Consider the following 24,458-nt stretch of genomic DNA (forward strand, 5'->3'; position numbering starts at 1 on the left):
GTGCGGGGCGCGTTTAATTTCCCGCAGCGGAGATCAGCGTTTTGGCACTGTTCCCCCGGCATCTTTTTTCGGCGCGGAGAAGCTCGGCAATCGCATAGGCGATCACCGTGAAACCGATGCGTTCACTCCGGCGAACGGCATAAGGCACCTTCACGCACGCTTCGATGGCGCGCGGGATGAAAGAGTCTTCCGTTTGGGTGGCGTCCAGTTCGACTGAGCCCATCCCCAATTGGAAGAGGGCGTCGTGTGACATAGCGTCCTCCCCAACCAGCAGATGATGCCTGCACCAGGCAGGGGCCTTATAGCAGCCTCCGCCGGGAATTCAACCGGGCTGGGGCAAGTTCCTCCCTATATGCTATCCGTTCAGCGCTTGCGGAACGTGGAAGCATCGATCCGCAAGCGCTGCAGGCGGGCGTAGAGGCTGCGCCGGGGCAGTTGCAGCTGTTCGGCGGCAAGGCCGACATCGCCGCGGCAGCGCTCCAGCGCGGCGCGGATCACGCCTTGCTCGAACCGGTCCATCTGTTCGGAAAGCGGCAGATGGTCCGGTTCGGCGGCAGGGTCGGGATTGAGGCCCAGCACGGTCTGCTTGGCGAAATTGCGCAATTCCCGCACATTGCCGGGCCAGTCATGGGAATTCAGGCGGGCCTCGACCCTTGCGTCGATGGCAGGGCGCGGCTGACCGAATTGCGACGCCGCCTCCTCGAGAAAATAGGCGAAGAGCAAGCCGATATCCTTGCGCCGTTCCCGCAGGGGCGGGACGCGCAGGCGCACGGTTTCGAGCCTGTAGAGAAGATCGGAGCGGAACCGTCCTTCCGCCACCGCGCTATCCAGATTGCCTTTCGCGGCAGCGATGATGCGCAGGTTGACGGCGCGGGGTTCGCCATCGGGGGAGGGTAACTCCCGCTCTTCCACCACGCGCAGCAGCTTGCCTTGCAGGGCGGGTGACATGCTGTCGATCTCGTCGAGAAACAGCGTGCCGCGATCCGCCTCGGCGATCCGGCCCCGCTTGACCCGGCTGCCGAACAGCACTTCGTCCGCCACGCTATCGGGCAGCGCTGCGCAATCGATGGCGATGAAGCTGCGCGAATGCCGCGCGCTCCAGCGGTGGAGAAGCCGGGCGGCAAGCTCCTTTCCCGTGCCGGTTTCGCCCTCGATCAGCACGTCCACATCGACGCTCGCCAGTTGCCGGATCGTCTCGCGCAGCCGCAGCATGACCGGCGTTTCTCCCAGGAGGGGATAGTCATGCTCGGCCTCGGCCGCGGCCTGGCGCAGACGGCGGTTCTCCAGCACGAGGCGGCGCATTTCCAATGCCCGGCGCACGCTTGAAATCAAATGATCCGCCGAAAACGGCTTGGCGATGAAATCGAACGCGCCCTTTTTCAGCGCCGACACCGCCATGCCGATATCGCCATGGCCGGTGATCAATATGACGGGAAGTTCGGGATCGCGCGCCAGCAGCGCTTCCATCACCGCATGGCCGTCAATCTTGGGCATGCGGATATCGGTGACGACGATGCCCGGATAGTCGGGTGAGAGGCTGGCAAGCGCCGACTGGCCGTCGCCATGGGCTTCTATGTCGATGCCGGCAATCTCGAACGAATCCGCCAAGGCCGTGCGGAAAGCCGCGTCGTCATCGACCAGCATGACCCGTAACGTCTCATTTTCCGCCATGATTTGCCTCCCCCTCTGCCCGTTTCACTGTGGCGGCAAAGGCTGCGCCGCCGAGCGGCGAGGGAACGATGGTCAGGCTTCCCTCCAACTCCGTCATGATGTCGCGCGCGATGCCAAGCCCCAAACCCAGCCCCTCCGGCTTGCCTGTCACGAAGGGGTTGAAAATCTCCGCGCCAAGCTCAGGGTCGATGCCGGGGCCGTTGTCTGCCACAATAAGCGACACATGATCGCCGGTCTCGCTGACGAGCAATGCCACATGCGGGTCGGGCCATCCGGCCACCGCGTCGAGCGCGTTCTGAAGGAGATTGACCAGCACCTGCTCCAGCCGCACCCGGCTTGCCATGAGATGAAGGCTAGAAGGAGCGGGCAGGTCCAGCCGGACATTGGCGTTGCGGAAGCGGTCGCCCATGAGGAGCAGCGTGCCTTCGACCAATTCGGACAGGGCAATGAGCCTGATTTCGCCACGCCGCCGTCCCGCAAAGCGCCGCATTTCCTGCGTGATCGAGCCGATACGGGCCGTTAATTCGACCGATGCCGAGAGATTGGCGGCGACTTTATCCAGCTTGCCCGTTTCGAGATGGTGGCGCGCATTTTCCGAAAGGGTGCGGATGGTCGCGACCGGCTGATTGATCTCATGCACCAGCCCCGCGGTGATCGAGCCCAGCGATGCGAGCCGGTTCGCCTGCGCCAGTTCCTCCCGCGCCTCGCGGAAGCGCTTGTCGGCGCGGGCGCGTTCGGCCATCTCCGCGTGGAGCTCCGCCGTGCGGCTTGCTACTGCCGCTTCCAGCGCGGCGCGGTCCGCCGCGGCGCGCGCCGCCCGCGTCATCCGCCAGTATAGCGCCGCCGTCAGGCAGGCGAGGAGCGCCATCGCCGCCACGGTGATGAGACGCGCCAGATCGTTTGCCGTGCGGATGGCGGGCGCGGTCGCTGCTATATGGACGAGCTTCAATTCCGTTCCCGCAATCGGCTCACTCACGCCAACGAATTGCCGGCCATCCGGCCCGCGCATCCTGCCGCCGGGCTCGAATGCATAATGGCTCGGCTCCAGATTACCGGCGGTGAACTGGCCGCTCCCAATGATTTTCGCCCGTTCCGCCGCCGAAATCGGCTGGAAGGACCGCAAATCCTCGGCCTTGTCGGTCGAAGCCAGGATGATCCCGCGCGGATCGATCACGAAGGTCTGCCCCGGATCGTTCGACCAACTGTGCACAAGCCGGTGAAACTCGAACTTGATGACCACGACGCCGACGGGATCGGCTTCACCGCCGATGCGCCGGGCGAGGAAAAGGCCGAACCGCCCGGTCACATCGCCAATGGCATAATATTCGGCCACGCCGTTCTGGACCGCCATCTGAAAATACGGCCGGAAACTATAGTTGCGCCCGACGAAGCTTTCCGGCGTATCGGCATTGGAGGAAGCGATGGCTGTGCCGTCGCGGGCGATGACATAGATGATGGGCGAGCCGACCTGACGGGCGAGGAGGTCAAGCTTGCCGTTCAATCGTCTGGTGGCGTCGGGCGAGCCTGCGGAAAGCACGTCCTGAAGATCGCTATATTCTTTCAGCACCACCGGCAGCAGCCGGAACTTTGCCAGCTCGCTGTCGACCAGCCGCGTCTGCTGGCGCGCGATCAGCCTCGCGTCCTGCGTAAGCCGGGTCAGCGCATCGTTCTGCGCCCAAAGCGTGGCTGCCCACCAGACAGCCGAAGCCGACAGCAGGGCGATGAGGACCGCGAGGGCTTTGACGGATTTTCCAGATAGCTGCATTTGTGCAGGATTATGCAATCCACCGCATAAAGTCACGCAGCTTTTTGCATAAATGAAACCGCCACGGCACGGCCAAGACGGCGAAATTTCATTGATTTCAATTGCTTAAATATCAAGCGCTTAAAATCTGGAGAAATTATGTCCCAGGCTCTAGCGTCGCCCCAACCATGAAAAATTCATCAGGGAGGGAGACGCATGGTTTCCATGGCATCCGAACAAACCGGTGCGCAGAGCACCAATAGCCGGCTCAAATCCATCATCGGCGGATCGACAGGCAATCTCGTCGAATGGTTCGACTGGTATGTGTATGCGGCGTTCGCGCTTTACTTCGCCCCGCATTTCTTTCCGGCTGAAAGCCAGACGGCGCAGCTTTTGAGCGCCGCCGCCGTTTTCGCCGTCGGCTTCGTCATGCGCCCCATCGGCGCGTGGGTGATGGGCATTTATGCCGACCGAAAGGGCCGCAAGGCAGGTCTGGCGCTCTCGGTGACGCTGATGTGCGCGGGGTCGCTGATCATCGCGCTCACCCCCGACTATCAGACGATCGGCCTTCTCGCTCCGGCGCTCCTCGTTGTCGCGCGCCTGATGCAGGGGCTTTCGGTCGGCGGCGAATATGGCGCGAGCGCGACCTATCTCTCGGAAATGGCGGGCAAGAGCCGTCGCGGCTTCTACTCGTCCTTCCAGTACGTCACGCTCATTTCCGGCCAGCTTCTGGCGATCATGCTGCTGATCCTTTTGCAATCGGTCATGGAGAAATCCACACTCGATGCGTGGGGCTGGCGCATTCCGTTCGCGGTCGGCGCGGTGCTGGCGGTGGTGGTTTTCTGGCTGCGCCGCGGCCTTGCCGAAACCGAGAGCTTCAAGAATGCGAAGAGCACAGGCGCGCCGAAATCCGGCTTCTGGACGCTCCTCAAATACCATCCGAAGGAAACTGCGCTGGTCATGCTCCTGACCGCTGGCGGCACGCTCGCCTTCTATGCCTATTCGATCTACATGCAGAAATTCCTGGTCAACACATCAGGCTTCAGCCGCGAGGTGGCGAGCCAGATCAACGCGGTGACGCTGTTCATCTTCATGTGCCTGCAGCCCGTCGCCGGGGCGCTCTCGGACAAGATCGGCCGCAAGCCGCTGATGATCGCCTTCGGCGCGGCGGGCGTTCTCTTCACCTACCCGATCTTCGCCACACTCGAGCAAACGCGCGATGCGCTGACGGCGGGCCTCCTGGTCATGGCGGCGCTTATCATCGTCACCGGCTATACCTCGATCAATGCCGTAGTGAAGGCCGAGCTCTTCCCGGCGCATATCCGCGCGCTCGGCGTGGCGTTGCCCTATGCGCTCGCCAACACGCTCTTCGGCGGCACAGCCGAATATGTGGCGCTGAGCTTCAAGAATGGCGGCTGGGAGCGGGGCTTCTACTGGTATGTCACCGTCATGATCGGCATTTCGCTCATCGTCTATCTGCGGATGCGCGATACAGCCAAGGATAGCCTCATCAAGGAAGACTGAGCCCAGGCGGTCTGGCATTGCACGGCGGCGCAGTATATACGCCGCTCGTGCAGTGAGGTTTTGAACGATCATGGTCCGTATCGGCATCCTGACCATCTCAGACCGCGCCAGCCGCGGCGAATATGAAGACTTGAGCGGCGCGGCCATCGCGGATTGGCTTGCCCGCGCGCTCACGTCGGAGTGGGAGCCGCTGCGACGCATCGTGCCCGATGGGATCGAGCCGGTGCGGGACGCCCTCGTCACGCTTTGCGACGAGGACCATGCCGATCTGGTTCTTACCACCGGGGGCACCGGCCCTGCGCCGCGTGACCTGACGCCGGAGGCAATGCGGCTCGTGATGGAGCGCGAGCTGCCCGGCTTCGGGGAGCTCATGCGCCGCATCAGCTTCGAATCCGTGCCCACCGCCATCCTGTCGCGCCAGACGGCAGGCACGCGGGGACGCACGCTGATCGTCAATCTTCCCGGCAAGCCCCGCTCGATCGATGTGTGCCTGAATGCGGTGTTCCCGGCGATCCCCTATTGCCTCGACCTGATGGGCGCGGGCCGGATAGAGACCGATCCGCAAATATGCCGGGCGTTCAGGCCGGCTTGACCGCGCGCAATTGCTCTTTCCCCTCTGTCGTTTAAGCTGGGCCCTGTCTGTAACGAGAGACGGAGGCCCTCAATGACTATCCGCAATCTCGAACATGCCGTCGCGCCCCGGTCGGTGGCGGTCTTCGGCGCGTCGATCCGGCAGGGATCGGTCGGCTGCACCATCATGGAAAATATCCTGAAGGGCGGATTCGAAGGGGAGGTCTGGCCGGTCAATCCGAAATATGGGGAGGTTCTGGGACGCCCCTGCTATGCGGACGCGGAAGCGCTTCCCGCCGCGCCTGATCTTGCTGTCATCGCGACGCCGCCCGCGACGGTGCCTGATATCATCCGCGCGCTCGGCGAGAAGGGAACGCGGGCCGCCGTGGTCATCACCGCGGGCCTGACGAGGGAAAACGGCCTGCGGCAGGCCATGCTGGATGCGGCGCGGCCCCATCTCTTCCGCATCATCGGCCCCAACACCATCGGCCTCCTCGCTCCCTCGGCAAAGCTCAATGCGAGCTTCGCGCATATCGACCCGCAGCCCGGCGGCCTCGCGCTCCTTTCGCAATCGGGCGCGATCACCACCTCGCTCATCGACTGGGCGGCGGATGAAGGCATCGGCTTTTCCAACATCGTCTCCCTTGGCGACATGGCCGATGTCGATGTCGGCGATTATCTCGACCTGCTCGCGGGCGATGCCAGGACACGCGCGATTCTGCTCTATCTCGAAAGCGTTCCCGATCCGCGCAAATTCATGTCGGCTGCGCGCGCCGCCGCGCGTATCAAGCCGGTCATCGCGGTGAAGGCGGGCAGGCACGCCACCGCCGCCAAAGCCGCCGCCACCCACACCGGCGCGCTTTCCGGCTCGGACAAGGTGGTGGACGCGGCGCTCAGCCGGGCGGGCATTTTGCGTGTGCGGGGCCTCGGAGAACTCTTCGATGCCGCCGAAACGGTGGCACGCTTTCCGCGGCTCGACCGCTCGCGTGTCGCCATCGTCACCAATGGCGGCGGGGCGGGCGTGCTCGCCGTCGATACGCTCGCCGATCTCGACGGCGAATTGGCAGAATTATCCCCTGCTACCATCGAGCGCCTCAACAGGATATTGCCCGCCGCCTGGTCGCACGCCAATCCCGTTGATATCATCGGCGATGCGCCGGCCGAGCGCTACAGCGCGGCGGTCACCGCCGTCGCCGCCGACGCGAGCGTCGATGCGCTGCTGGTAATCAACTGCCCGACGGGCCTTGCTTCCCCAGCGGCGGCCGCACGGGCGGTCGCTCAGCTGACGAAGGCGGGGATGATCGACGGCAAGCCGGTGCTCACCTGCTGGCTGGGAGAGAAGACGGCGCGGGAAGGCCGCCACATCCTGCAGGAAGCGGGCCTTGCCAGCTTCGAGACGCCCTCTGCCGCAGCAACGGCGGTCTCTTACCTAAGCGGATGGTCACGCGCGCAGAAGGCGCTTATGCGGGTGCCGTCGAGCCGGGGAGAAGACATCAATGCCGACCGGGAGGCGGTTCTTGCGATTTTCCGGCAGGCGGCGTCCGAGAACCGGCGGATGCTTACCGAGCCGGAGGCAAAGGCGGTCATCCGCGCCTATGGCATCCCCGTGCCGGAGACGGTGACGGTGCGCACGGCCGATGAGGCGGCAAAGGCGGCGGAAGGGCTGCTGCAAACGTCGCGGGTGGTGGTGAAGCTGCTTTCCAGGGAGATCACGCATAAATCCGATGCCGGCGGTGTGGTGCTCGATATCGACACCCCGCAGGGCGTAGCCGAAGCGGTGCGGCATATCGAAAGCCGGCTGCGCGAGGCAGGGAACGCCGATAAGATCGACGGCTTCGTAGTGCAGCCGATGATCATGGGAAAGGGCGCGCAGGAGCTGATCCTGGGCGTCAGCCGCGACCCCGTCTTCGGGCCGGTCATTCTGTTCGGCGCGGGTGGCACCGCCGTCGAAATCCTCGACGATACGGCGATTGCGCTTCCTCCGCTCGACAGCGTGCTTGCCGGGGACCTCATCGACCGCACCCGCATCGGACGGCTCCTGGCCGGCTACCGCGACCGTCCGCCTGCCGACCGCGAGGGCATCGTCCGGGCGCTCAATGGCCTGTCGCAGCTCGTCGTGGATTTTCCCTGCATCGTCTCGATGGACGTCAATCCGCTTCTGGCGGGAAGCGACGGCATCGTCGCGCTGGATGCCCGGATAGAGATCGCGCATGACGATGTCGAAATGCCGGGGCCGAACCCCGGGCTTGCCATCCGGCCCTATCCCGCCGCCTGGGAAAAGGAATTCAGTCTTGCGGATGGCGACTACCGCCTGCGTCCGATCAAGCCGGCGGATATCAGGTTCTTTCCGGAATTCCTCGCGAAAATCTCGCCCGAGGATATCCGCTTCCGCTTTCTGGCGCCACGGCGCCATTTCCCCGACGAAATGCTGCTGCGGCTCACGCAGATCGATTATGAGCGTGAGATCGCTTTCCTCGCCGAGCGCAAGGACACCGGCGAAATGGCGGGCATTGTCCGTCTCCTGTCCGACCCGGACAAGGAGAAAGCCGAATATGGTATTCTCGTTCGCACCGACCTGCAAGGCCATGGGCTCGGCTGGACGCTGCTCCGGCATGCGGTCGATTATGCGCGGGCGGAGGGGCTTTCGCAAATCGAGGGGTTCGTCCTCAGCGAGAATATCAGAATGCTCGCCATGGCCGAGGAATTCGGCTTCAAGCTCGCCCCGCATCCGCAGGAGGCAGGCGTGGTCATCGCAACGCTGGCCCTCTAGAATCGCCCGCCCCACAAAAAATTTCACCGGAGCGGGATTAAGATCATGATCGGCTCCGTATATAGGGCATGATCAGATCCAGAAACCGTTTCGATATTGTCGGACAGCTCGGCTCGCTGCGGCGCTATGCGCGTTCGCTGACGCGCGATGCCACCGAGGCCGAGGATCTGGTGCATGATGCACTGGTGCGAGCCTATGAGCGGCGCGCAACTTGGCACTCCGGCGGCAATTTGCGCGCCTGGCTGCTTTCGATCATGCACAACACATTCATCGACCGCGCCCGGTCGCGCCGTGCGGAAGCCGGGCGCATGGACGTTGTTCAGCAATTGGCTGACGTCCGGACCGACCCGCCGCAGGAGCACGTCGTCCGGCTTGCGCAGGTACGGCAGGCCTTTTTCGACCTGCCCGAGGACCAGAGGGCGGCGCTGCATCTCGTCGCCATCGAAGGGCTGTCCTACAGCCAGGCGGCGGATACGCTGAAAATACCGCTGGGCACGCTGATGTCCCGGATAGGCCGGGCCCGCGCGACCCTGCGCGCCCTGGAGGCGGACGGGCCGTCACAACCAAGAACCCATCTCAAGATCATCGGAGGCCGCGATGAGTGAGCCGCGCGATCCCATTCTCGATACCGACCTTGACGCCTATGTCGATGACCAGCTCGACGTCTCCCGCCGCATTGCCGTCGAGGCCTGGCTATCCGGCCATCCGGACGCTGCTGCCCGGGTGATGGCGGACCTGCGGACACGGGACGAATTGCGGCTCGCGCTTGCCGGCTCGAAGAGCGCGGCGCGGCCCGCCACGGCCGATGCCGCCCGCCGGCTGGAGCGGGGGCTTTCCTATGGTCGCTTGTTCGCGAGCCTTCAGCGCGTCGCCGCCATCGGCCTACTCGTCACCGCCGGCTGGCTGGCGAACGAGGCCTTCGGGCCGCTGAAGGTCAGGGAAAGCGTCGCCTCCACGCCGCCGCCCGCCTATGTCGAGGATGCCGTGCGAGCCCACAGGACCAGCATGGTTCGCGCCGAGATGGCGTCGCAGCCGGAAAGCCGCGACCTCGATCCCGGTGAAATCCGCGCCGCCACCGCCATCATCATGCCGGACCTGCCGAATGACTGGCGCGTGAAGGATGTACAGATCTACCCCTCGCAATACGGCCCCAGCGTGGAAGTCTCCATCGGTAGCGAGGATCTGGGCGACCTTTCGCTGTTCGCCGTCCGGCCCGGTGTTTTCGACGTCGTCTCGCCGAAGACGGCGACCATCGACAGCGCTTCGGCCGCCTATTTCCAGATCGGCGATGTCGCCTACACGCTGGTCGCCAAGCCGGAGGCCAAAGATCTCGAACGTGCAGCCGAAAAGCTCGCGCGGTCGCTTCATTAATCTCATCAACCCCCGAGAGGATGTTATGAACACACCAAACTTCGGATACCAGACGGCCCATGCGAGGGCCGACGCCGCTCTCTTCGATGAGGGCCTGCGCCAGCATATGCTGCGCGTTTACAACTATATGGGCCTCGGTCTCGTAGTGACAGGTCTCGTCGCCTTCGCCGTGGCTTCGACGCCCGCGCTTTATGTGCCGATCTTCTCCACCCCCCTCAAATGGGTGGTGATGCTCGCGCCGCTGGCCTTCGTGCTGTTCTTCTCGTTCCGCATCCAGAGCATGTCGGCTGCCAGCGCGCAGATGATGTTCTGGGCTTTCTGCGCGGTCATGGGCCTGTCGCTTGCGTCGGTGTTCCTTGTTTTCACCGGCACCAGCATCGCACGCACCTTCTTCATCGCCGCTACCATGTTCGGCGCGACCAGCCTTTATGGTTACACGACGAAGCGCGACCTGACGCAGTACTCGTCCTTCCTGATGATGGGTCTGATCGGCGTGGTCATCGCGGGTCTCGTGAACATGTTCATCGGCTCGTCGGCGCTGCAGTTCGCCATCTCGGTCATCGGTATCGTCGTCTTTGTCGGCCTGACCGCGTGGGACACGCAGAGCATCAAGGAGCAATATGCCGAAAACTTCGACGCGGAGTCCCGGCAGAAGCTCGCCGTGTTCGGCGCGTTCTCGCTCTATCTTAATTTCGTCAACCTCTTCCAGTTGCTGCTGCAGTTCACCGGCCAGCGTGAAGAGTAAAGGGTTCGCTTGACTATGGACAGAAACGATCAGCAAGCCATCCAGGGGCTGTTTCAAAAACTCGCTGAGGTCGAGCGCCAATCCCCGGAGCGGGATGGCGAGGCCGACGCCTATATTCGCGAACAGATCGCGCATCAGCCCGGAGCGCCATATTATATGGCGCAGACCATCGTCGTGCAGGAGCATGCGCTGAACGCCGCCCAGGCGCGGATCGATGAGCTGGAACAGGAGCTGGCCTCGAGACCCGCCTCCGGCGGCGGGCTTTTCTCCGGCCTGTTCGGCGGCGGGGCACGCCCGGCGCGGCCCTCGGGCGCGGTTCCACTCACCGGCGGATCGGCGGCCATGGGCCAGCAGCCGTTCCAGCAGCAGGGCTATCCGCAGAGAGCGGGTGGCGGTTTCCTCGCCGGAGCGGCGCAAACCGCTATGGGCGTCGCGGGCGGCATGCTGCTCGGCAACGTGGTCGCCGGCATGCTCGGTGGTGACGAGGCGAAGGCCGCGGAGCCGCAGGCTGAAGAGCCCAAGGCCGAAAACACTGGCTATGAGGATGACGAACAGGACCAGGGCGGCTTTGACGATCTGGAAATCTAAAGCATGATCCCGATGGCGCGGGGCCTTCACGAGGCTCCGCGCGACATGCCGCTCTGTCGCGTCATTCTCAGGCTTGTCACGAGAAACTGCCATAAGAATGATGGTCGGAAGCATTCGACATAGTCCAGCAGGCGTGGGGCAAATTCCCGGAAGCAAGGCAACGCATTTATTATGCCAGACGAAGAGCCATCGAGTATGATCGTCCGCGCACGGCCCCGGAAGCGGGCTGGGCGCGGACGCAGCTTTTCCGAAATATTGCGGTCGCTGGCCGAGGAGCCGTCCCGCGAGCGAATCTCCATTCAGGACATGCTTTCGGCGATGGGCGACCGCGCCTTCGGTCCGCTCATGCTGCTTTTCGCCTTGCCGAACCTGCTCCCCACGCCGCCGGGCACATCCGGCGTGCTCGGTATTCCGCTGGTTATCCTCGCCGCCCAGCTGATGCTTGGCCGCAAGCCATGGCTTCCGAAGTTCATCGCCAACCGTTCCCTGCCCAGAAGCAGTTTCGCCGCGCTGCTGGAGCGCGCCGGCCCGTGGCTCGCGCGGGCCGAAAGGCTGGTCAAGCCGCGGCTGGCGCTGCTTGTCGCGCCCCCCGCCGAATATGCCATCGGCGCGCTCTGCCTCATTCTCGCTATCCTGCTGGCGCTCCCCATTCCGCTCGGCAACCTCCTGCCCGCTTTCGCCATCTGCCTTTTCTCCTTCGGCATTCTGGAGCGGGACGGCGTCTGGGTGATCGCGGGCTTCATCGCCTTCTTGGTCTCGGTTTCAGTCGTGGCCGGGGTGCTGCTCGCGCTCCTCAAGGGGCTTTTCTTCATCATTGAAAAAACCTTCAACTAAAAGGGACGGCGGCTGCTTGGGCTCGCCGAAAGATACAGCTAATGTTATTTGAATGGATGGCCGATCCCGCAGCCTGGGCTGGACTGGCAACGCTTATCGTCCTCGAAATCGTTCTCGGCATCGACAATCTGGTTTTCATCGCGGTGCTCGCGGACAAGCTGCCGCCGCACCAGCGGGAAAAGGCAAGGCTCATCGGCCTGACGCTGGCGCTTCTCATGCGCCTTGTGCTGCTGGCTTCCATCGCCTGGATCGTCACTTTGACGAAGCCGCTCTTCAGCATTGCCGGGCTCGATTTTTCCGGTCGCGATCTCATCCTCATCTTCGGCGGCATTTTCCTGCTCTTCAAGGGCACCATGGAGCTGCATGAGCGCCTCGAAGGGACGGCGGGGCATAAGGAGGGCAAGGTCGCCCATGCGATCTTCTGGCAGGTCCTCGTTCAGATCGTCGTGCTCGATGCCGTCTTCTCGCTCGACAGCGTGATCACCGCCGTCGGCATGGTCGACGACCTCATGGTGATGATGATCGCCGTGGTGGTCGCCATCGGCGTGATGATGCTGTCGTCGCGCCCGCTGATGAACTTCGTCTCCAGGCACCCCACCGTGGTCATCCTCTGCCTGGGCTTCCTGATGATGATCGGCTTCTCGCTGGTCGTGGAAGGCTTCGGCTTCCACATTCCGAAGGGCTATCTCTACGCGGCCATCGGCTTTTCGGTGCTGATCGAGGCGTTCAACCAGATCGCCCGGCGCAACAAGGAGCGGCTGGTGACGACCGGCGACCTCCGGGAGCGGACCGCCGATGCGGTGCTGCGCCTCCTTGGCGGCAGGCGCAGCGGCGAGATGGGCCTCGGCGAAACCGCCGACGCCATCGCCGAGCGCGCCGAGGAGAACCAGCTCTTCGCGCCGCAGGAGAAGGAGATGATCCAGGGCGTGCTGACGCTGGCCGAGCGGCCCGCCGTCTCGATCATGACACCCCGCACGGAGATCGAGTGGCTTGACATCAACGAAGACCCGGAAAAGCTGAAGGCCAAGATCCTCGACCTCGGCCACTCCCGCTTCCTGATCGCGCGCGACACGCTGGAGAACCTCGTCGGCGTGGCGCAGGCCAAGGAATTGCTGCGCGATCTCCTGGAGGAAGGGCGCATCGATATGGAGCGCTCGGTGCGCCAGCCGCTCATCGTCCATGAGAGCGTCAACGTGCTGCGTCTGATGGAGCAACTGCGCAAATCGCCGCTGCAGATGGCCGTGATCGTGGACGAATACGGCACGCTGGAGGGCATCGCCACGCCGATCGATATTCTCGAAGCCATCGCTGGGGAGTTCCCGGACGAGGGCGACGAGGCGCTGTTCGCCGAGCAGGCGGAGGACGGCTCATGGCTGGTGGATGGCTGGATGGATGTGCGCCGGGCTTCCTATCTGCTTGAGGCCGATCTCGTCGACGACACCGACCGCTATTCGACCATCGCTGGTTTCATCCTGTGGCGGCTCGGGCATTTCCCGAATGCGGGAGAAACTGTCGTCGCGGGTGACCTCACCTTCGAGGTCGTCTCGCTCGACGGGCGCAACATCGACAAGGTGCGGATCAGGCGGACGGATGCGGCCACGCTGGATGTCTCCTGAGACGCAACAAAACTTAACGCGATAGAATAACGGCACCTCTGCCGCCCGCTTAACCTGCGGTCAGAAATCCCGCCTTGCGCGGGCAGGAAGAGGTGCCGTTTCATGAAGAAAAAAGCCTGGGCAATCGCCGGGTTCCTTGCAATCGCTGTTGTCATGCCGGTTGCGCAGGCCCGTGAGCCTATGCCCGTCACTGTCGTCGTCGCCAAGCGGGGCGATGTCACGCAGCGCGTGTCCGTGGTAGGCACGCTGGCGGCGCGGGAGGAGATTCAAGTCTACCCTTCGGTGCCGGATAAGGAAATCCGGCAAATACTTGTCGAGGCCGGGCAGCGTGTCACGCGAGGAGAGCCGCTCGCCCGGTTCGACATGGCCGATGCGCAGCTTGCGCTCGACAAGAACACGGTCAGCGCGCTGCGTGCCAAGGCCGCCGTGGCGGTGGAGAGAAGCAGGCTCGATGTCGCGCTCGTCGCTGAGCGAGAGGCCCGGCAAAAGCTTGAGCGCAGCCAGACATTGCGAGCGAAAGGGATCAGTTCCGAGCAGGTGCTGGACGAAAGCCGCAATGCCGTCGATCGCGCGGTCGCGGAGACCGAACTTGCGAAACAATCGCTGAGTTTGGCCGAGGCGGACGAGCAGTTGATTGCGCGGGAGCGCAAGGAGATCGAGCTGACGGTCGAGCGCAGCACCCTGCGCGCTCCGGCGGCGGGGATCGTCCTGACACGCAATGCACGGATCGGCGCGATGACGTCGAATTCGGCGGGGCCGCTTTTCGTCATCGCCGGAGATGGCGAAATCGAGTTCGTCGCCGATGTGACGGAGACGGATTTCGTGCGCCTGTCCGAAGGAATGCGGGCGGAAATCATGCTTCCCGGACGGGACCGTCCCGTTACCGGCGCGTTGCGGCTGAGCGCCGCGCAGATCGACCCGAAGACGCGCAGCGGCAAGATTCATGTCGCGCTCGATAAGAGCGAAGGGCTTATTCCCGGCGTGTTTGCCAAGGGAATGATCGATACCACGACGAGGACGAATGTCCTGGTGCCTGGGACGGCTGTCCTAAGCAGCGGCGGCTCGCACAGCGTCTATGTGGTCAAGGACGATCTGGTCGAACGGCGCAATGTCAGGACCGGCGCGCGCCAGAACGATTTCGTCGAGATCGTCAGCGGCGTCGCCGATGGCGAGATGGTCGTTCTCAAGGCGGGCGGTTTCCTGAAAGATGGCGAGCGCGTCGCGCCTGTTGTCGCTTCGGCCGGCGCTGCTTCGGCTCCCAGGACCGCTTCTCTCATCGATAAAGATGAGGCGGCCGGCCGATGAATGCGAATATCTCTGCATGGGCCATCCGCAATCCGCTGCCCTCGGTTCTCCTCTTCGTCATCCTGACGGTGGCGGGGCTCTATAGCTTCTCGCGGCTGCCCGTCACCTATTTCCCGGCGATCATCACGCCGCTGGTCAAGGTCACCATCGAACAGTCAGGCGCGACGCCGGCGGAACTCGAAACCGAGGTGACGCGGCTGGTGGAAAATGCGGTCGCGCCGCTGGCGGACATCAAGAGGATCACCTCTACCATCGGCCAGGGCAAATCCGTCACCAATGTCGAGTTCGAGTTGGGCAAGGTCACGCCTGACCGGGCGATGGCCGATGTCCGCGATGCGGTGGCGAAAATCCGCTCCGATCTGCCCGGCACGATCGATGAGCCGATCATCGAGCGGGTCGAGGAGGAGGCTCAATCGGTCGTCACCTATGCGGTCAGCAACCCGAACATGACCGTTCCCGAGCTCTCCTGGTATGTGGATGACGTGGTCGCCCGCCATCTGCAGGGCCTGCCGGGCGTGGGGCGGATCGAGCGCGTCGGCGGTGCCGACCGGGAAATCCGGGTCGAGATCGATCCCGCCCGCCTGCAGGCGCTTTCGCTGACGGCGAACGTTATCAATGAAAATCTTGTGCAGACGCAGGTCGAGAATTCCGGCGGCAGAAGCGGTCTCGGCGGGCGCGAGCAGGCGCTGACAACGGTGGCGGCGGCCAAGACAGTGGCGGAGCTTGCCGACCAGCGCCTCGCGCTTTCGCCCGACGCGTCCGTCCGGCTGGGGGATATCGGAACGGTTGAGGACAGTGCGGCGGAGCCCCGCGCCTTCGCGACGCTCGACGGCGCGGATGTGGTGGGGTTCGCCGTCTATCCCTCGCAAGGGGCGAGCGATATTTCCGTCGCGGAAGCGGTTTCCGAGGCGCTGGCGGAAGTCGAAAAGCGCAATGCGGAGGTGCGCTTCCGCCCGGTGGATGACAGTTTCACCTATACCGCCGGAAATTACAGCTCGGCCATGCACACGCTTCTCGAAGGCGCGGCGCTTTCCGTCATCGTCGTCTTCCTGTTCCTGCGCGACTGGCGGGCGACCATTGTCGCGGCGATTGCGCTGCCGCTCTCGATCATCCCGACCTTCTTCGCGATCGATCATCTGGGCTTCTCGCTCAACATATTGAGCCTGCTCGCCGTCACGCTGGTGACGGGCATTCTCGTCGATGACGCCATTGTCGAGATCGAGAATATCGTCCGCCACCGCAATATGGGCAAGACCGCCTACCGGGCGGCGCTCGACGCATCGGACGAAATCGGCCTCGCGGTCATCGCCATCTCGGCCACGGTGATTGCCGTCTTCGCGCCGGTCGGCTTCATGAGCGGCGAAGTCGGGCTTTATTTCCGGCAGTTCGGCCTGACGGTCGCCATCGCCGTGTTCTTCTCGCTGCTGGTGGCGCGGCTGATAACGCCTGTTCTGGCGGCCTATTTCATGACCGAGGCCCATATGCATCAGGAGAAGAAGGGCCGCTTCCTCCTCGCCTATGAGCAGTTGCTGCGGCTAAGCCTGCGCCGGCGCTGGGCGACCCTCGGCCTTGCCGCCGGTTCCTTCGTACTGGCGCTGATGGCCCTCATGTCGCTGCCCACCACCTTCCTGCCGGAGGAAGATACCGGCCGCCTGACGCTTACCGTCGAACTGCCGCCCGGTTCCACGCTCGATCAGACGCGCGCGGTATCGGATGAAATCGCTGGTCGCATCCGGCAATTCCCGGAGGTGGAGGGCGTATTCACCCGCGCCGGCGCGAACAATTCGGGGCTGGAGGATGTGCGCTATGCGGTGGTCCTCATCGATCTCAGACACAAGAGCGAGCGGGAGCGTTCATCCTTCGCGCTTGAGGCGGATATCGAAAAGACCCTTGCCTCCATTCCCGACGTGAAACTGCGCTTCCTCAACAATCGCGGCGGGCGCGATGTATCCTTCGCGGTCCTCGGCACCGATGGAGAGGCTGTCGAGAATGCCGCTAGGGTAATTGTGGCGGAGCTCGGCATGGACGGGATGTTCATCGATCCCGGCATCGACAACACCGCCATGCGCCCGGAATTGAAGATGCAGGTGCGCACCGAGAAGGCGGCGATGCTCGGCGTATCCCCGGCGGCGATAGCGGATGCCATCCGCGTTTCCACCATCGGCGATGCGGACAGCCGCCTGCCCAAATTCACCGAAGGCGCGCGGCAAATCCCTATCCGCGTCGCGATAGCGCGCGAGGCGCGGGACGACCTCGCCACGCTGGAAATGTTGACTGTCGCGGGGCGGGATGGGGTGCATATTCCGCTGTCGGCTGTGGTCGACATGCGCTTCGATGAGACTGTCTCCGCCATTGAGCGGCTCGACCGGGAACGGCGGATCGAGATCGGAGCGGATCTCGCAGACGGATTCACCTCGGGCCAGGGGATGGAGCGGCTTCGCCAATTGCCGGGCGTCAAGGGCCTGCCTGACGGTATCCGCATTCAGGCGACCGGCGATTCCGATACCGAAGGCGAGGTTTTCGCCAGCTTCGCCGTGGCGATGGGCGCGGGCATCATGCTGGTCCTCGTCGTGCTGATCCTGCTCTTCGGCAGCGTGCTCGCCCCATGGACGATCCTCGCCTCACTGCCCCTCTCCATCGGCGGCGTCGCGGCGGGCCTCTGGCTTTCAGGGAGCGCCATTTCGCTTCCTGTAGTTATCGGCATTTTGATGCTGATGGGCATCGTCACCAAGAATGCCATCATGCTCATAGACTTCGCCATGGAGCGGGAGGCGCACGGGCTGTCGCGGATCGAGGCGATCATCGAGGCGGGCTCGGAACGCGCACGTCCCATCGTCATGACGACGCTCGCCATGGCCGGTGGCATGGTTCCCTCCGCCCTCGGCGCCGGCGATGGCGGGGAGTTCCGCTCACCCATGGCCATCGCCGTCATCGGCGGATTGCTCGTCTCCACCCTCCTGTCGCTGGTGGTGATCCCGTCGCTCCACCTCACCGTCTCGAACCTTGGCGACCGCATAAGCGCAATGTTGAAGCCGCTCTTTCAACCCGAAGGCGCAAAATCGCCAAATTCGTGAGGGAGCGTGCCGCCGCTGTAATAAACCGTAACAAAACGCAACATTCCCACGCGCGTCCCTATGCATTATGCAGCGGGCCAAGGGGACGCCATGCAACCGAATTCCACAAATGCCCGGATATTGATCGTCGAAGACGATCCGGAGATCGGCGAGCTCATCGCCATCACCATGCGGGAGAACGGGATGATCCCAACCGTTGCGGAGGATGGCCGGGTGATGCAATCGCTGCTGCGCCACAATGCCTATGATCTCATCATCCTCGACGTCATGCTGCCGGGCGAGGATGGTCTCAGCATTTGCCGGAAAATCCGCTCGGAGAACACGATCCCCATCATCCTGCTGACGGCGCTGGGTGAGGAGGTGGACCGGATCGTCGGGCTGGAAGTGGGCGCGGATGATTACATCACCAAGCCGTTCAGCCCGCGCGAAGTCGTGGCGCGGGTGCGCAGCCTGCTGCGGCGGGCGTCCTATGGCCTCGTCAAGAATGTCAGCCAGCGGCGGCTGCGCTTCGACGGCTGGCTCATCGACCCGATGCGCCGCCAGCTTCATGACCCGAGCAACGCCCGCGTCGCGCTCACCACCACGGAATTCGACCTGCTCCTCGCCTTCTGCCGCAATCCGGGCCGCGTCATCACCCGCGAGGAGCTGCTTTCGCTTACCCATTCGGGGCTAGCCGGTCCAATCGAGCGCAGCATCGACGTCCATATCAGCCGCCTGCGGCAGAAGATCGAGGTCAACCCGAAGGAGCCGTCGCTTCTGCAGACGGTCCGGCTCGGGGGGTATACGTTTACGGCGAGGGTTGAGGAGGCGTGAGGCGCCCTTTGACCGTCATTCTCGGGCTTGTCCCGAGAATCTGCCAACGCTGGAATTTGTCAGTACGGTAATTGCTCATCTTTTTCTTATGGCAGATTCTCGGGATAAGCCCGAGAATGACGGATTTCCGGGCCTTCACACATCGCAACAAAACGAAACGCCCTGCCGTCGCGCGGCGCGCTACTCCGTGACTTGCAAAGTCATGAGGAGCGCCAAATTGCCCGATATCCAGGCCGTTCAATCCCATCTCAACCGGGTGCAATTGCGCCGCAAGGCCGCGATCTGGTGGATCAGCATATGCTTCCTGCCGGCCATTTTCTTTACCACCGCCCATTTCAAGGCCGGAACATGGCAGCGCGACTGGATCGAGGATTTCGGCGCGCTCCTGATCTTCGTCGCCATTCTCGGCCGGGCCTGGTGCACCCTCTATATCGGCGGGAAAAAGACGGTGGCGCTGGTAAAGTCAGGGCCTTACTCGATTTCGCGCAATCCGCTTTATTTCTTTTCCTTCGTCGCCGTCGCGGGGCTCGGGCTGCAGACGGGCAGCATCAGCATGGCGGCGTTCATGACGCTCATGGCCTATCTCATCTTCTTGCCGGTGGTGCTGAGCGAGGAAGCGGGACTGTCATCCGCCCATGGCGCGCAATACGAGGCCTATCGCAATGCTGTTCCCCGGTTCTTTCCGCGCCCAAATCTGTGGCAGGATGGGGATAGTATAACCGCGAACCCCGGCATGCTGCGGCGGACGATTGCTGATGGTATGGTCTTCGTCCTGCTGGCGTTTCTCATCCGTGGCCTGTTGCGGTTGCTGCCCGATTTGCCGCGGGTGACGCTGTATTAAGCTCCAACTATCACATGGGCAGGGTGAGCCGCACGATGAGGCCGCCCTGTTCCCGGTCAAGGAATTCCAGCGTGCCGCCATGGGCCTGCACGATTTCCGAAACAATCGAAAGCCCCAGCCCGAAACCTGTATTGCCGCCTCTTGCCGCGTCGATCTTGAAGAACGGCTCGAGGACCCGCTGCCGGTAGGAAGCGGGAATGCCCGGCCCATCATCCGCAACGTCGATGATCATCATTCCCGCATCCGTCCGCAGTTCGACCGCAACCTTCTTCGCGAACTTCGTGGCATTGTCGCATAGATTGGTGATGGCGCGGGTGATGGCGAGCGGCTTGCAGTTTACGATGAGCCGGTTCGGCCCCCGATAGGTTACGTCGTGGCCGACATCGGCAAATTCGCTGCAGATCGTCTGGAGGGAGCTGGCGATATCCGTCCGCTCGAAATCCTCCCTGCGGTAATTGTCGCGCAAATAATCCAAGCTCTCGCCGAGCAGCCGGTCGAGATGGTTGATGTCCGACAATATCGCTTCGCGGCTATCCCCCGAAGGCAGTCGCTCCGCCTTGAGGCGCAAGCGCGTCAGCGGGGTTCGCAGGTCGTGGCTGATGCCGCGCAGCATGCGGGTGCGGGACTCCACCATAATCGCGATGCGCTTGCGCATGCCGTTCAGCGCCCGCGCCAGAGCGACGATTTCGATGCTGCCGCGCTCCTCGAAAACCTCCTCGTCATTCGAGATGTCCGCACTCATCGCCGCGCGGGAAATGCGCCGCAAGGGCAGCATGATCGCCCAGATGGCGAAGGCGAAGAAAAGAAAGATCAGCGTGATCAGCGCCACAAGATAATAAGACCCCCGCCCGACGAAATCGCTCGTCAGGAAAGGGTCGGAGGAAACGGGACTGACCAGCATCGTCGAGCCATCGACCTGGACGGCGACAACGCGCCTGCCGTTCAGAAATGTCCTCCAGCCGCCCAGCGGAGAAATGGCATTGTCGGGCGGAAACAGCCATTCGACGGCCCGGCCCCAGGCCGGTTCCTCGCTGGAGGAGGTAGTGAATTGCATGCGGATGGATAAGGGAAACAAAGTCATGTCCCAACCGGACCGGCGGGCGGCGTCGAGGATGGTTTCTCTCTCGGCCGGTGTCGCGGCGGCTTCCAGCAAACGGCCTACCGTGTGGACATGCTCGGTGACCTGCTCGATGTCAGGCGGCCTGTGGTCGCCGCTGACCCAGCGCTCGAGGAGCGGACCGGCCAGCACGACGACGATCAGCAAGGCAAGGAAGACGAGAGCAGTAATCTGCCCATAGATGGTCCTGAGACCCAGAAGCACGCGCAATCTCCTAATCCTCCCTCCGGTTCTCCCAAGGGCTTTGTACCATGATGGCCGCGCTTCGGACGGGGAGGATTGTTAAGTTTTATTACGGCTGACGCCCTGCGGCAGGCCCTGCTCGCTTCGTAACAAAGCTTAACATAACGACATGCGCGGGGCGGGCCGTCCATGGAAAGTAGCGTTGTCCCCGGTCGCGCTGCTGGTTTCATCATGCGGCGCCGGCAAATCGCTCTGGAGCCTTCATGTCCTCGATATCTCAAACCAACCGGCTTGTTTCGCCTCGTTTTCTCGGCCTTGCATTGGGCATCATGGGGATGGCCGCCAGCGCATCCGCCGCCGATCTTTCGCCCCCCGAACCGCCTTCCGAGCCTGCCCTGGATCAGGAGCGCTTCAACGAGCGGTTCGAGCCGAAGCGGAACTGGAGCCTGATTATCGGCGGCGGCGCCATGTACAAGCCGGAATATGAAGGCAGCGAGGACTTCAAGGTCAGCCCCATTCCCTTCGTCAGCTTCACCTATGGCGAGTGGCTCGAAATCAACCCAAAAGGCGTGACCGTCACCGCGCTCAACCACAATGGCTTTTCGCTCTCGGGCAATGTCGGTTACGAATCGGGCCGGGACGAGGACGATCAGGACAGGCTTCGCGGCCTCGGCGAGATCGATCTGGCGGCGACCGTCGGCGCCGAAGCGGCATACGAGCTGGGCCCGGTCGAGCTTTACGCAGCGATCGATCAGACGATCGGCGGCAGCGAAAGCCTCATCGGTACGTTCGGCGTCGGCTATTCTGCGCCGGTGACCGAAAGGCTCATCCTCGGCGCGAAGGCAGAGGCCATCGTGGCGAACGACAAGCATATGGAAGCCTATTTCGGCGTCGATGCCACCCAATCGGCGGCCTCCGGCCTGCGTGAATACAAGCCGAAGGCAGGGCTCAAGCGCGTCAACGTCTCGGCCAACGCCACCTATATGCTGACCGACAACTGGCTCGTCCGCGGCCAAGCGGAACTGGGCATATTGACTGGGGACGCCGCGGACAGCCCCATCGTCCAGGAAAAACTGCAGCCCTCGGTTTCGCTCGGCCTCGGCTATAAATTCTGAGGCTGAGGAGGGAGTGCTGCGGTTGGCTTGTCCCCCGCCTGGCGCGGCACTCCCCTCTGAAGTATTTCTCCTTGATCGATTAGAGCAAATTGCTTTCAGAAGGGATCACTCGAAACCGTTCTGAACCGTAGTCGCCATGGAAATGTTGAGGCATGGATTCCTGTGACAAGCACAGGAATGACGGAAGTGGTGATGGCTTCTCCCACGAGAACCGTTGTGCAGGCCGCGCGGGTGAAGATTATCAGCGACATCAAAGCAATCCGTCATTCCTGTGCTTGTCACAGGAATCCATGCCTCAACGTTGCCACCGATGCGAGGGCGAAGATACGTTTATTGCTTCGGTCTAAAACAAACTTCTCCAGAAGATCAGCTTGGAAGATGACGTAATTTCAGCAGCGTTATAAATACAGTTAATACTTTTATTATTGTGACTTAGTAAGTATATTTATAGTATAATTTATGTAAATCATGAGATAAAGCTCATTATTATCGCTTCCGGAGAAGACAATGCAGCGAAATATAAATCCGCCTCTTCGCCGGCGCGATTTATTGTCATTGATCGGCGTGGCGGCTGGCAGCGCGGCCATGTATCAGGCGATGACCAGCTTGGGCTTCGCCTCCGAGTCCGGATATAAGGGGCGAGTCAAGCTGGAGGGGGATCCGAAGGGCGCCACGGTGCTCATCCTGGGGGCAGGGCTTGCGGGAATGACGGCGGCGCTGGAGCTGCGGCAGGCGGGCTATAAGGTGCGGATTCTGGAGTATAACCAACGCTCCGGAGGGCGTAACTGGACGCTTCGCGGCGGTGACAGCTATACCGAGCTGGGCGGCGCCACCCAGAAATGCGGGTTCGACGACGGGCTCTACATCAATCCCGGTCCATGGCGCATTCCATATCAGCACAGCGGCCTGCTCGATTATTGCAAAAGGCTGGGTGTCAAGCTCGAGCCGTTCCAGCAGGCGAACCACAATGCCTATCTGCATTCCTCCAAGGCGTTCGGCGGCAAGCCGCAGCGCGTGCGTGAAATTCAGGGCGATTTCCAGGGCCATATATCGGAATTGCTGGCCAAGGCTGCCCAGAAAGGCAAGCTTAACGATGCGGTGGCAACCGAAGACCAGGAAATGCTGCTGGAGGCGCTGAAATCCTGGGGGATGCTCGACAATAATTATGCCTATAAGGCCAGCGTAACCCCGAACACCGTACGGGGCTGCGAGAAGGACCCGGGCGGCGGTATCGGCGCCGCACCCATAGCGGGACAGGTGCTCGGCCTCTCCGATATCTTGAGCTCGCGCCTATGGATCGCCCTTCGCTCCTATTTCATCTACGAGCTGCAGGCGACGATGTTCGAGCCGGTCGGCGGCATGGACATGATCGGCAAGGCATTTACCCGCGAGGTCGGCGATCTCATCACCCATAACGCCAAGGTCACGAAGATCCAGCAGGACGGCAAGGGCGTGACCGTGACATACGAGAACGTGCAAAATCCCGGTGAGACGCAGCAGGCGACCGCGCAGTGGTGCATATGCACGATCCCGCTGACCATTCTCAGCCAGATCGAGATGAACGTCAGCCCATCCATGCTGGCGGCGATCAATGCGGTGCCTTACGCGGCGTCTGTCAAGGTCGGGCTGCAGTTCAAGCGCCGCTTCTGGGAGGAGGACGAGAATATTTTCGGCGGGGTCAGCTATACCGATCTGCCCATCAGCCAGATTTCCTATCCCAGCACCGATTTCAATACCGGCGGCAAGGGCGTGCTTCTCGGCTGCTATACCTGGAACGGGCCGGACTCCTACGAACTGACCGCGAAACCGCCCGATCAGCGCGTAAAGCTTGCTGTCGATTATGGCGCGCAGATTCATCTGCAATATAAGCAGGAGTTCGAGAACGGCATCTCTGTCGCCTGGCATCGGTCGCCCTTTACGCTTGGCGCGGCGGGTGACTGGACCGATGAGGCGCGCAAGCAGCATTATTACCATCTGTGCAAGATCGATGGCCGCATCGTTCTGGCAGGCGAGCATTGCTCCTATCTGCCGGCGTGGCAGGAGGGGGCAATCCTCTCGTCGCTGGATGCCATCACGCGGTTGCATAAGCGTGTGTTGGCAGGATGACCGCCATGCACCGGATCAGTCCAACAAGGCGCCTCACCATGAACATGCAACCCCTGAGACTTTTCCGCCTGTCATTCCTGATCATGGTCGTCATTTGCGCGTCCGAGGCTGCGGCGGATAGCCGGAAGTCGAACAACGCATCCCCCGATATCAGCGGGCAAACCGATTTTCAGGAGCAGGCCGGTGCGGCGCTCTATGCCGATTCCTGCCAGGCCTGTCATATGGACAAGGGGCAGGGCGCGGCCGGAGCGGGGCGATATCCTGCTTTGGCTGACAATCCCAACCTCGCGGAAAGCAGCTATCCCGTCTATATCGTGCTGCATGGACTGGACGGTATGCCGCCGGTCGGGCAGATGATGAGCGATGCGCAGGTGGCCGCGGTCATCAATTACGTCCGCACCCATTTCGGCAATAATTACAAGGATGCGGTGACGGCCAGGGACGTGGCCGCCGCCCGGTAGGCAATCCCGG

General features: G+C 62.7%; 20 protein-coding genes. 16 read left to right on the top strand and 4 right to left on the bottom strand.

What is annotated here, in order from left to right:
* Nucleotides 1-13: 13 nt before the first annotated feature.
* The 3 genes from ACOWVG_RS15230 to ACOWVG_RS15240 form a co-directional block, all read right to left on the bottom strand.
* Nucleotides 14-253, bottom strand: a complete 240-nt coding sequence (locus tag ACOWVG_RS15230; protein WP_420963138.1) for a hypothetical protein — start codon at nt 251-253, stop codon at nt 14-16.
* A gap of 110 nt (nt 254-363) precedes the next feature.
* Nucleotides 364-1,671 carry a sigma-54-dependent transcriptional regulator gene (locus tag ACOWVG_RS15235; protein WP_420963140.1) on the bottom strand — a complete coding sequence of 436 codons (1,308 nt, stop codon included), beginning with the start codon at nt 1,669-1,671 and terminating at the stop codon, nt 364-366.
* Nucleotides 1,658-3,436, bottom strand: coding sequence for a sensor histidine kinase (locus ACOWVG_RS15240; RefSeq protein WP_420963141.1), 1,779 nt, complete (start codon nt 3,434-3,436; stop codon nt 1,658-1,660). Before ACOWVG_RS15240 ends, ACOWVG_RS15235 begins: the two co-directional genes overlap by 14 nt.
* Before the next feature lie 195 nt (nt 3,437-3,631).
* Here ACOWVG_RS15240 and ACOWVG_RS15245 point away from each other — a divergent pair, with 195 nt between their 5' ends.
* The 13 genes from ACOWVG_RS15245 (at nt 3,632) to ACOWVG_RS15305 (ending at nt 19,466) form a co-directional block, all read left to right on the top strand.
* Nucleotides 3,632-4,939, top strand: coding sequence for an MFS transporter (locus ACOWVG_RS15245; protein ID WP_420963143.1), 1,308 nt, complete (start codon nt 3,632-3,634; stop codon nt 4,937-4,939).
* A 70-nt stretch (nt 4,940-5,009) separates the two neighbouring features.
* A complete protein-coding gene (gene mog, locus ACOWVG_RS15250; RefSeq protein WP_420963144.1) occupies nt 5,010-5,531 on the top strand; it encodes a molybdopterin adenylyltransferase in 522 nt (173 codons plus the stop codon).
* A 72-nt stretch (nt 5,532-5,603) separates the two neighbouring features.
* Entirely contained in the window at nt 5,604-8,279 is a 2,676-nt protein-coding gene (locus tag ACOWVG_RS15255) for a bifunctional acetate--CoA ligase family protein/GNAT family N-acetyltransferase (protein WP_420963146.1), read from the top strand.
* A 68-nt stretch (nt 8,280-8,347) separates the two neighbouring features.
* Nucleotides 8,348-8,884, top strand: coding sequence for a sigma-70 family RNA polymerase sigma factor (locus ACOWVG_RS15260; protein WP_420963147.1), 537 nt, complete (start codon nt 8,348-8,350; stop codon nt 8,882-8,884).
* Nucleotides 8,877-9,650 (top strand): anti-sigma factor family protein, encoded by a 774-nt coding sequence (locus ACOWVG_RS15265; protein ID WP_420963148.1) that lies wholly within the window; start codon nt 8,877-8,879, stop codon nt 9,648-9,650. The genes ACOWVG_RS15260 and ACOWVG_RS15265 overlap by 8 nt, the downstream gene beginning before the upstream one ends.
* A 25-nt stretch (nt 9,651-9,675) precedes the next feature.
* Entirely contained in the window at nt 9,676-10,395 is a 720-nt protein-coding gene (locus ACOWVG_RS15270) for a Bax inhibitor-1/YccA family protein (protein WP_420963149.1), read from the top strand.
* A 15-nt stretch (nt 10,396-10,410) separates the two neighbouring features.
* The gene (locus ACOWVG_RS15275; RefSeq protein WP_420963151.1) at nt 10,411-10,983 is read left to right on the top strand and encodes a DUF2076 domain-containing protein; all 573 of its coding nucleotides are present in this window, start codon (nt 10,411-10,413) and stop codon (nt 10,981-10,983) included.
* A gap of 195 nt (nt 10,984-11,178) precedes the next feature.
* Nucleotides 11,179-11,817: an exopolysaccharide biosynthesis protein gene (locus tag ACOWVG_RS15280; RefSeq protein ID WP_420963153.1), complete on the top strand. Its 639-nt coding sequence runs from the start codon at nt 11,179-11,181 to the stop codon at nt 11,815-11,817.
* 41 nt (nt 11,818-11,858) lie between these two features.
* Complete coding sequence (locus ACOWVG_RS15285) at nt 11,859-13,433, top strand: TerC family protein (RefSeq protein ID WP_420963154.1); 1,575 nt, start codon at nt 11,859-11,861, stop codon at nt 13,431-13,433.
* A 102-nt stretch (nt 13,434-13,535) separates the two neighbouring features.
* Nucleotides 13,536-14,738 (top strand): efflux RND transporter periplasmic adaptor subunit, encoded by a 1,203-nt coding sequence (locus tag ACOWVG_RS15290; RefSeq protein ID WP_420963155.1) that lies wholly within the window; start codon nt 13,536-13,538, stop codon nt 14,736-14,738.
* Nucleotides 14,735-17,812, top strand: coding sequence for an efflux RND transporter permease subunit (locus tag ACOWVG_RS15295; RefSeq protein WP_420963156.1), 3,078 nt, complete (start codon nt 14,735-14,737; stop codon nt 17,810-17,812). Before ACOWVG_RS15290 ends, ACOWVG_RS15295 begins: the two co-directional genes overlap by 4 nt.
* Nucleotides 17,813-17,902: 90 nt before the next feature.
* Nucleotides 17,903-18,625, top strand: a complete 723-nt coding sequence (locus ACOWVG_RS15300) for a response regulator transcription factor (RefSeq protein ID WP_420963157.1) — start codon at nt 17,903-17,905, stop codon at nt 18,623-18,625.
* A gap of 217 nt (nt 18,626-18,842) precedes the next feature.
* Nucleotides 18,843-19,466, top strand: coding sequence for a methyltransferase family protein (locus tag ACOWVG_RS15305; protein ID WP_420963158.1), 624 nt, complete (start codon nt 18,843-18,845; stop codon nt 19,464-19,466).
* Nucleotides 19,467-19,476: 10 nt separating this feature from the next.
* On the opposite strand, the gene ACOWVG_RS15310 is transcribed toward ACOWVG_RS15305, so the two are convergent.
* Nucleotides 19,477-20,787: an ATP-binding protein gene (locus ACOWVG_RS15310; protein ID WP_420963159.1), complete on the bottom strand. Its 1,311-nt coding sequence runs from the start codon at nt 20,785-20,787 to the stop codon at nt 19,477-19,479.
* Between the two features lie 242 nt (nt 20,788-21,029).
* Between ACOWVG_RS15310 and ACOWVG_RS15315 the strand changes: the two genes are divergently transcribed.
* From ACOWVG_RS15315 to ACOWVG_RS15325, 3 genes are all read left to right on the top strand, one after another.
* On the top strand, nt 21,030-21,881 hold the full coding sequence (locus ACOWVG_RS15315; protein ID WP_420963160.1) for a MipA/OmpV family protein: 852 nt from the start codon (nt 21,030-21,032) through the stop codon (nt 21,879-21,881).
* A 507-nt stretch (nt 21,882-22,388) separates the two neighbouring features.
* Nucleotides 22,389-23,987: an NAD(P)/FAD-dependent oxidoreductase gene (locus ACOWVG_RS15320; RefSeq protein WP_420963162.1), complete on the top strand. Its 1,599-nt coding sequence runs from the start codon at nt 22,389-22,391 to the stop codon at nt 23,985-23,987.
* A gap of 38 nt (nt 23,988-24,025) precedes the next feature.
* On the top strand, nt 24,026-24,448 hold the full coding sequence (locus tag ACOWVG_RS15325) for a c-type cytochrome (RefSeq protein WP_420963163.1): 423 nt from the start codon (nt 24,026-24,028) through the stop codon (nt 24,446-24,448).
* Nucleotides 24,449-24,458 lie beyond the last annotated feature (10 nt).

Origin of the sequence: Brucella sp. IR073 (assembly GCF_049065735.1) — a bacterium.
Lineage (GTDB): Bacteria > Pseudomonadota > Alphaproteobacteria > Rhizobiales > Rhizobiaceae > Paramesorhizobium.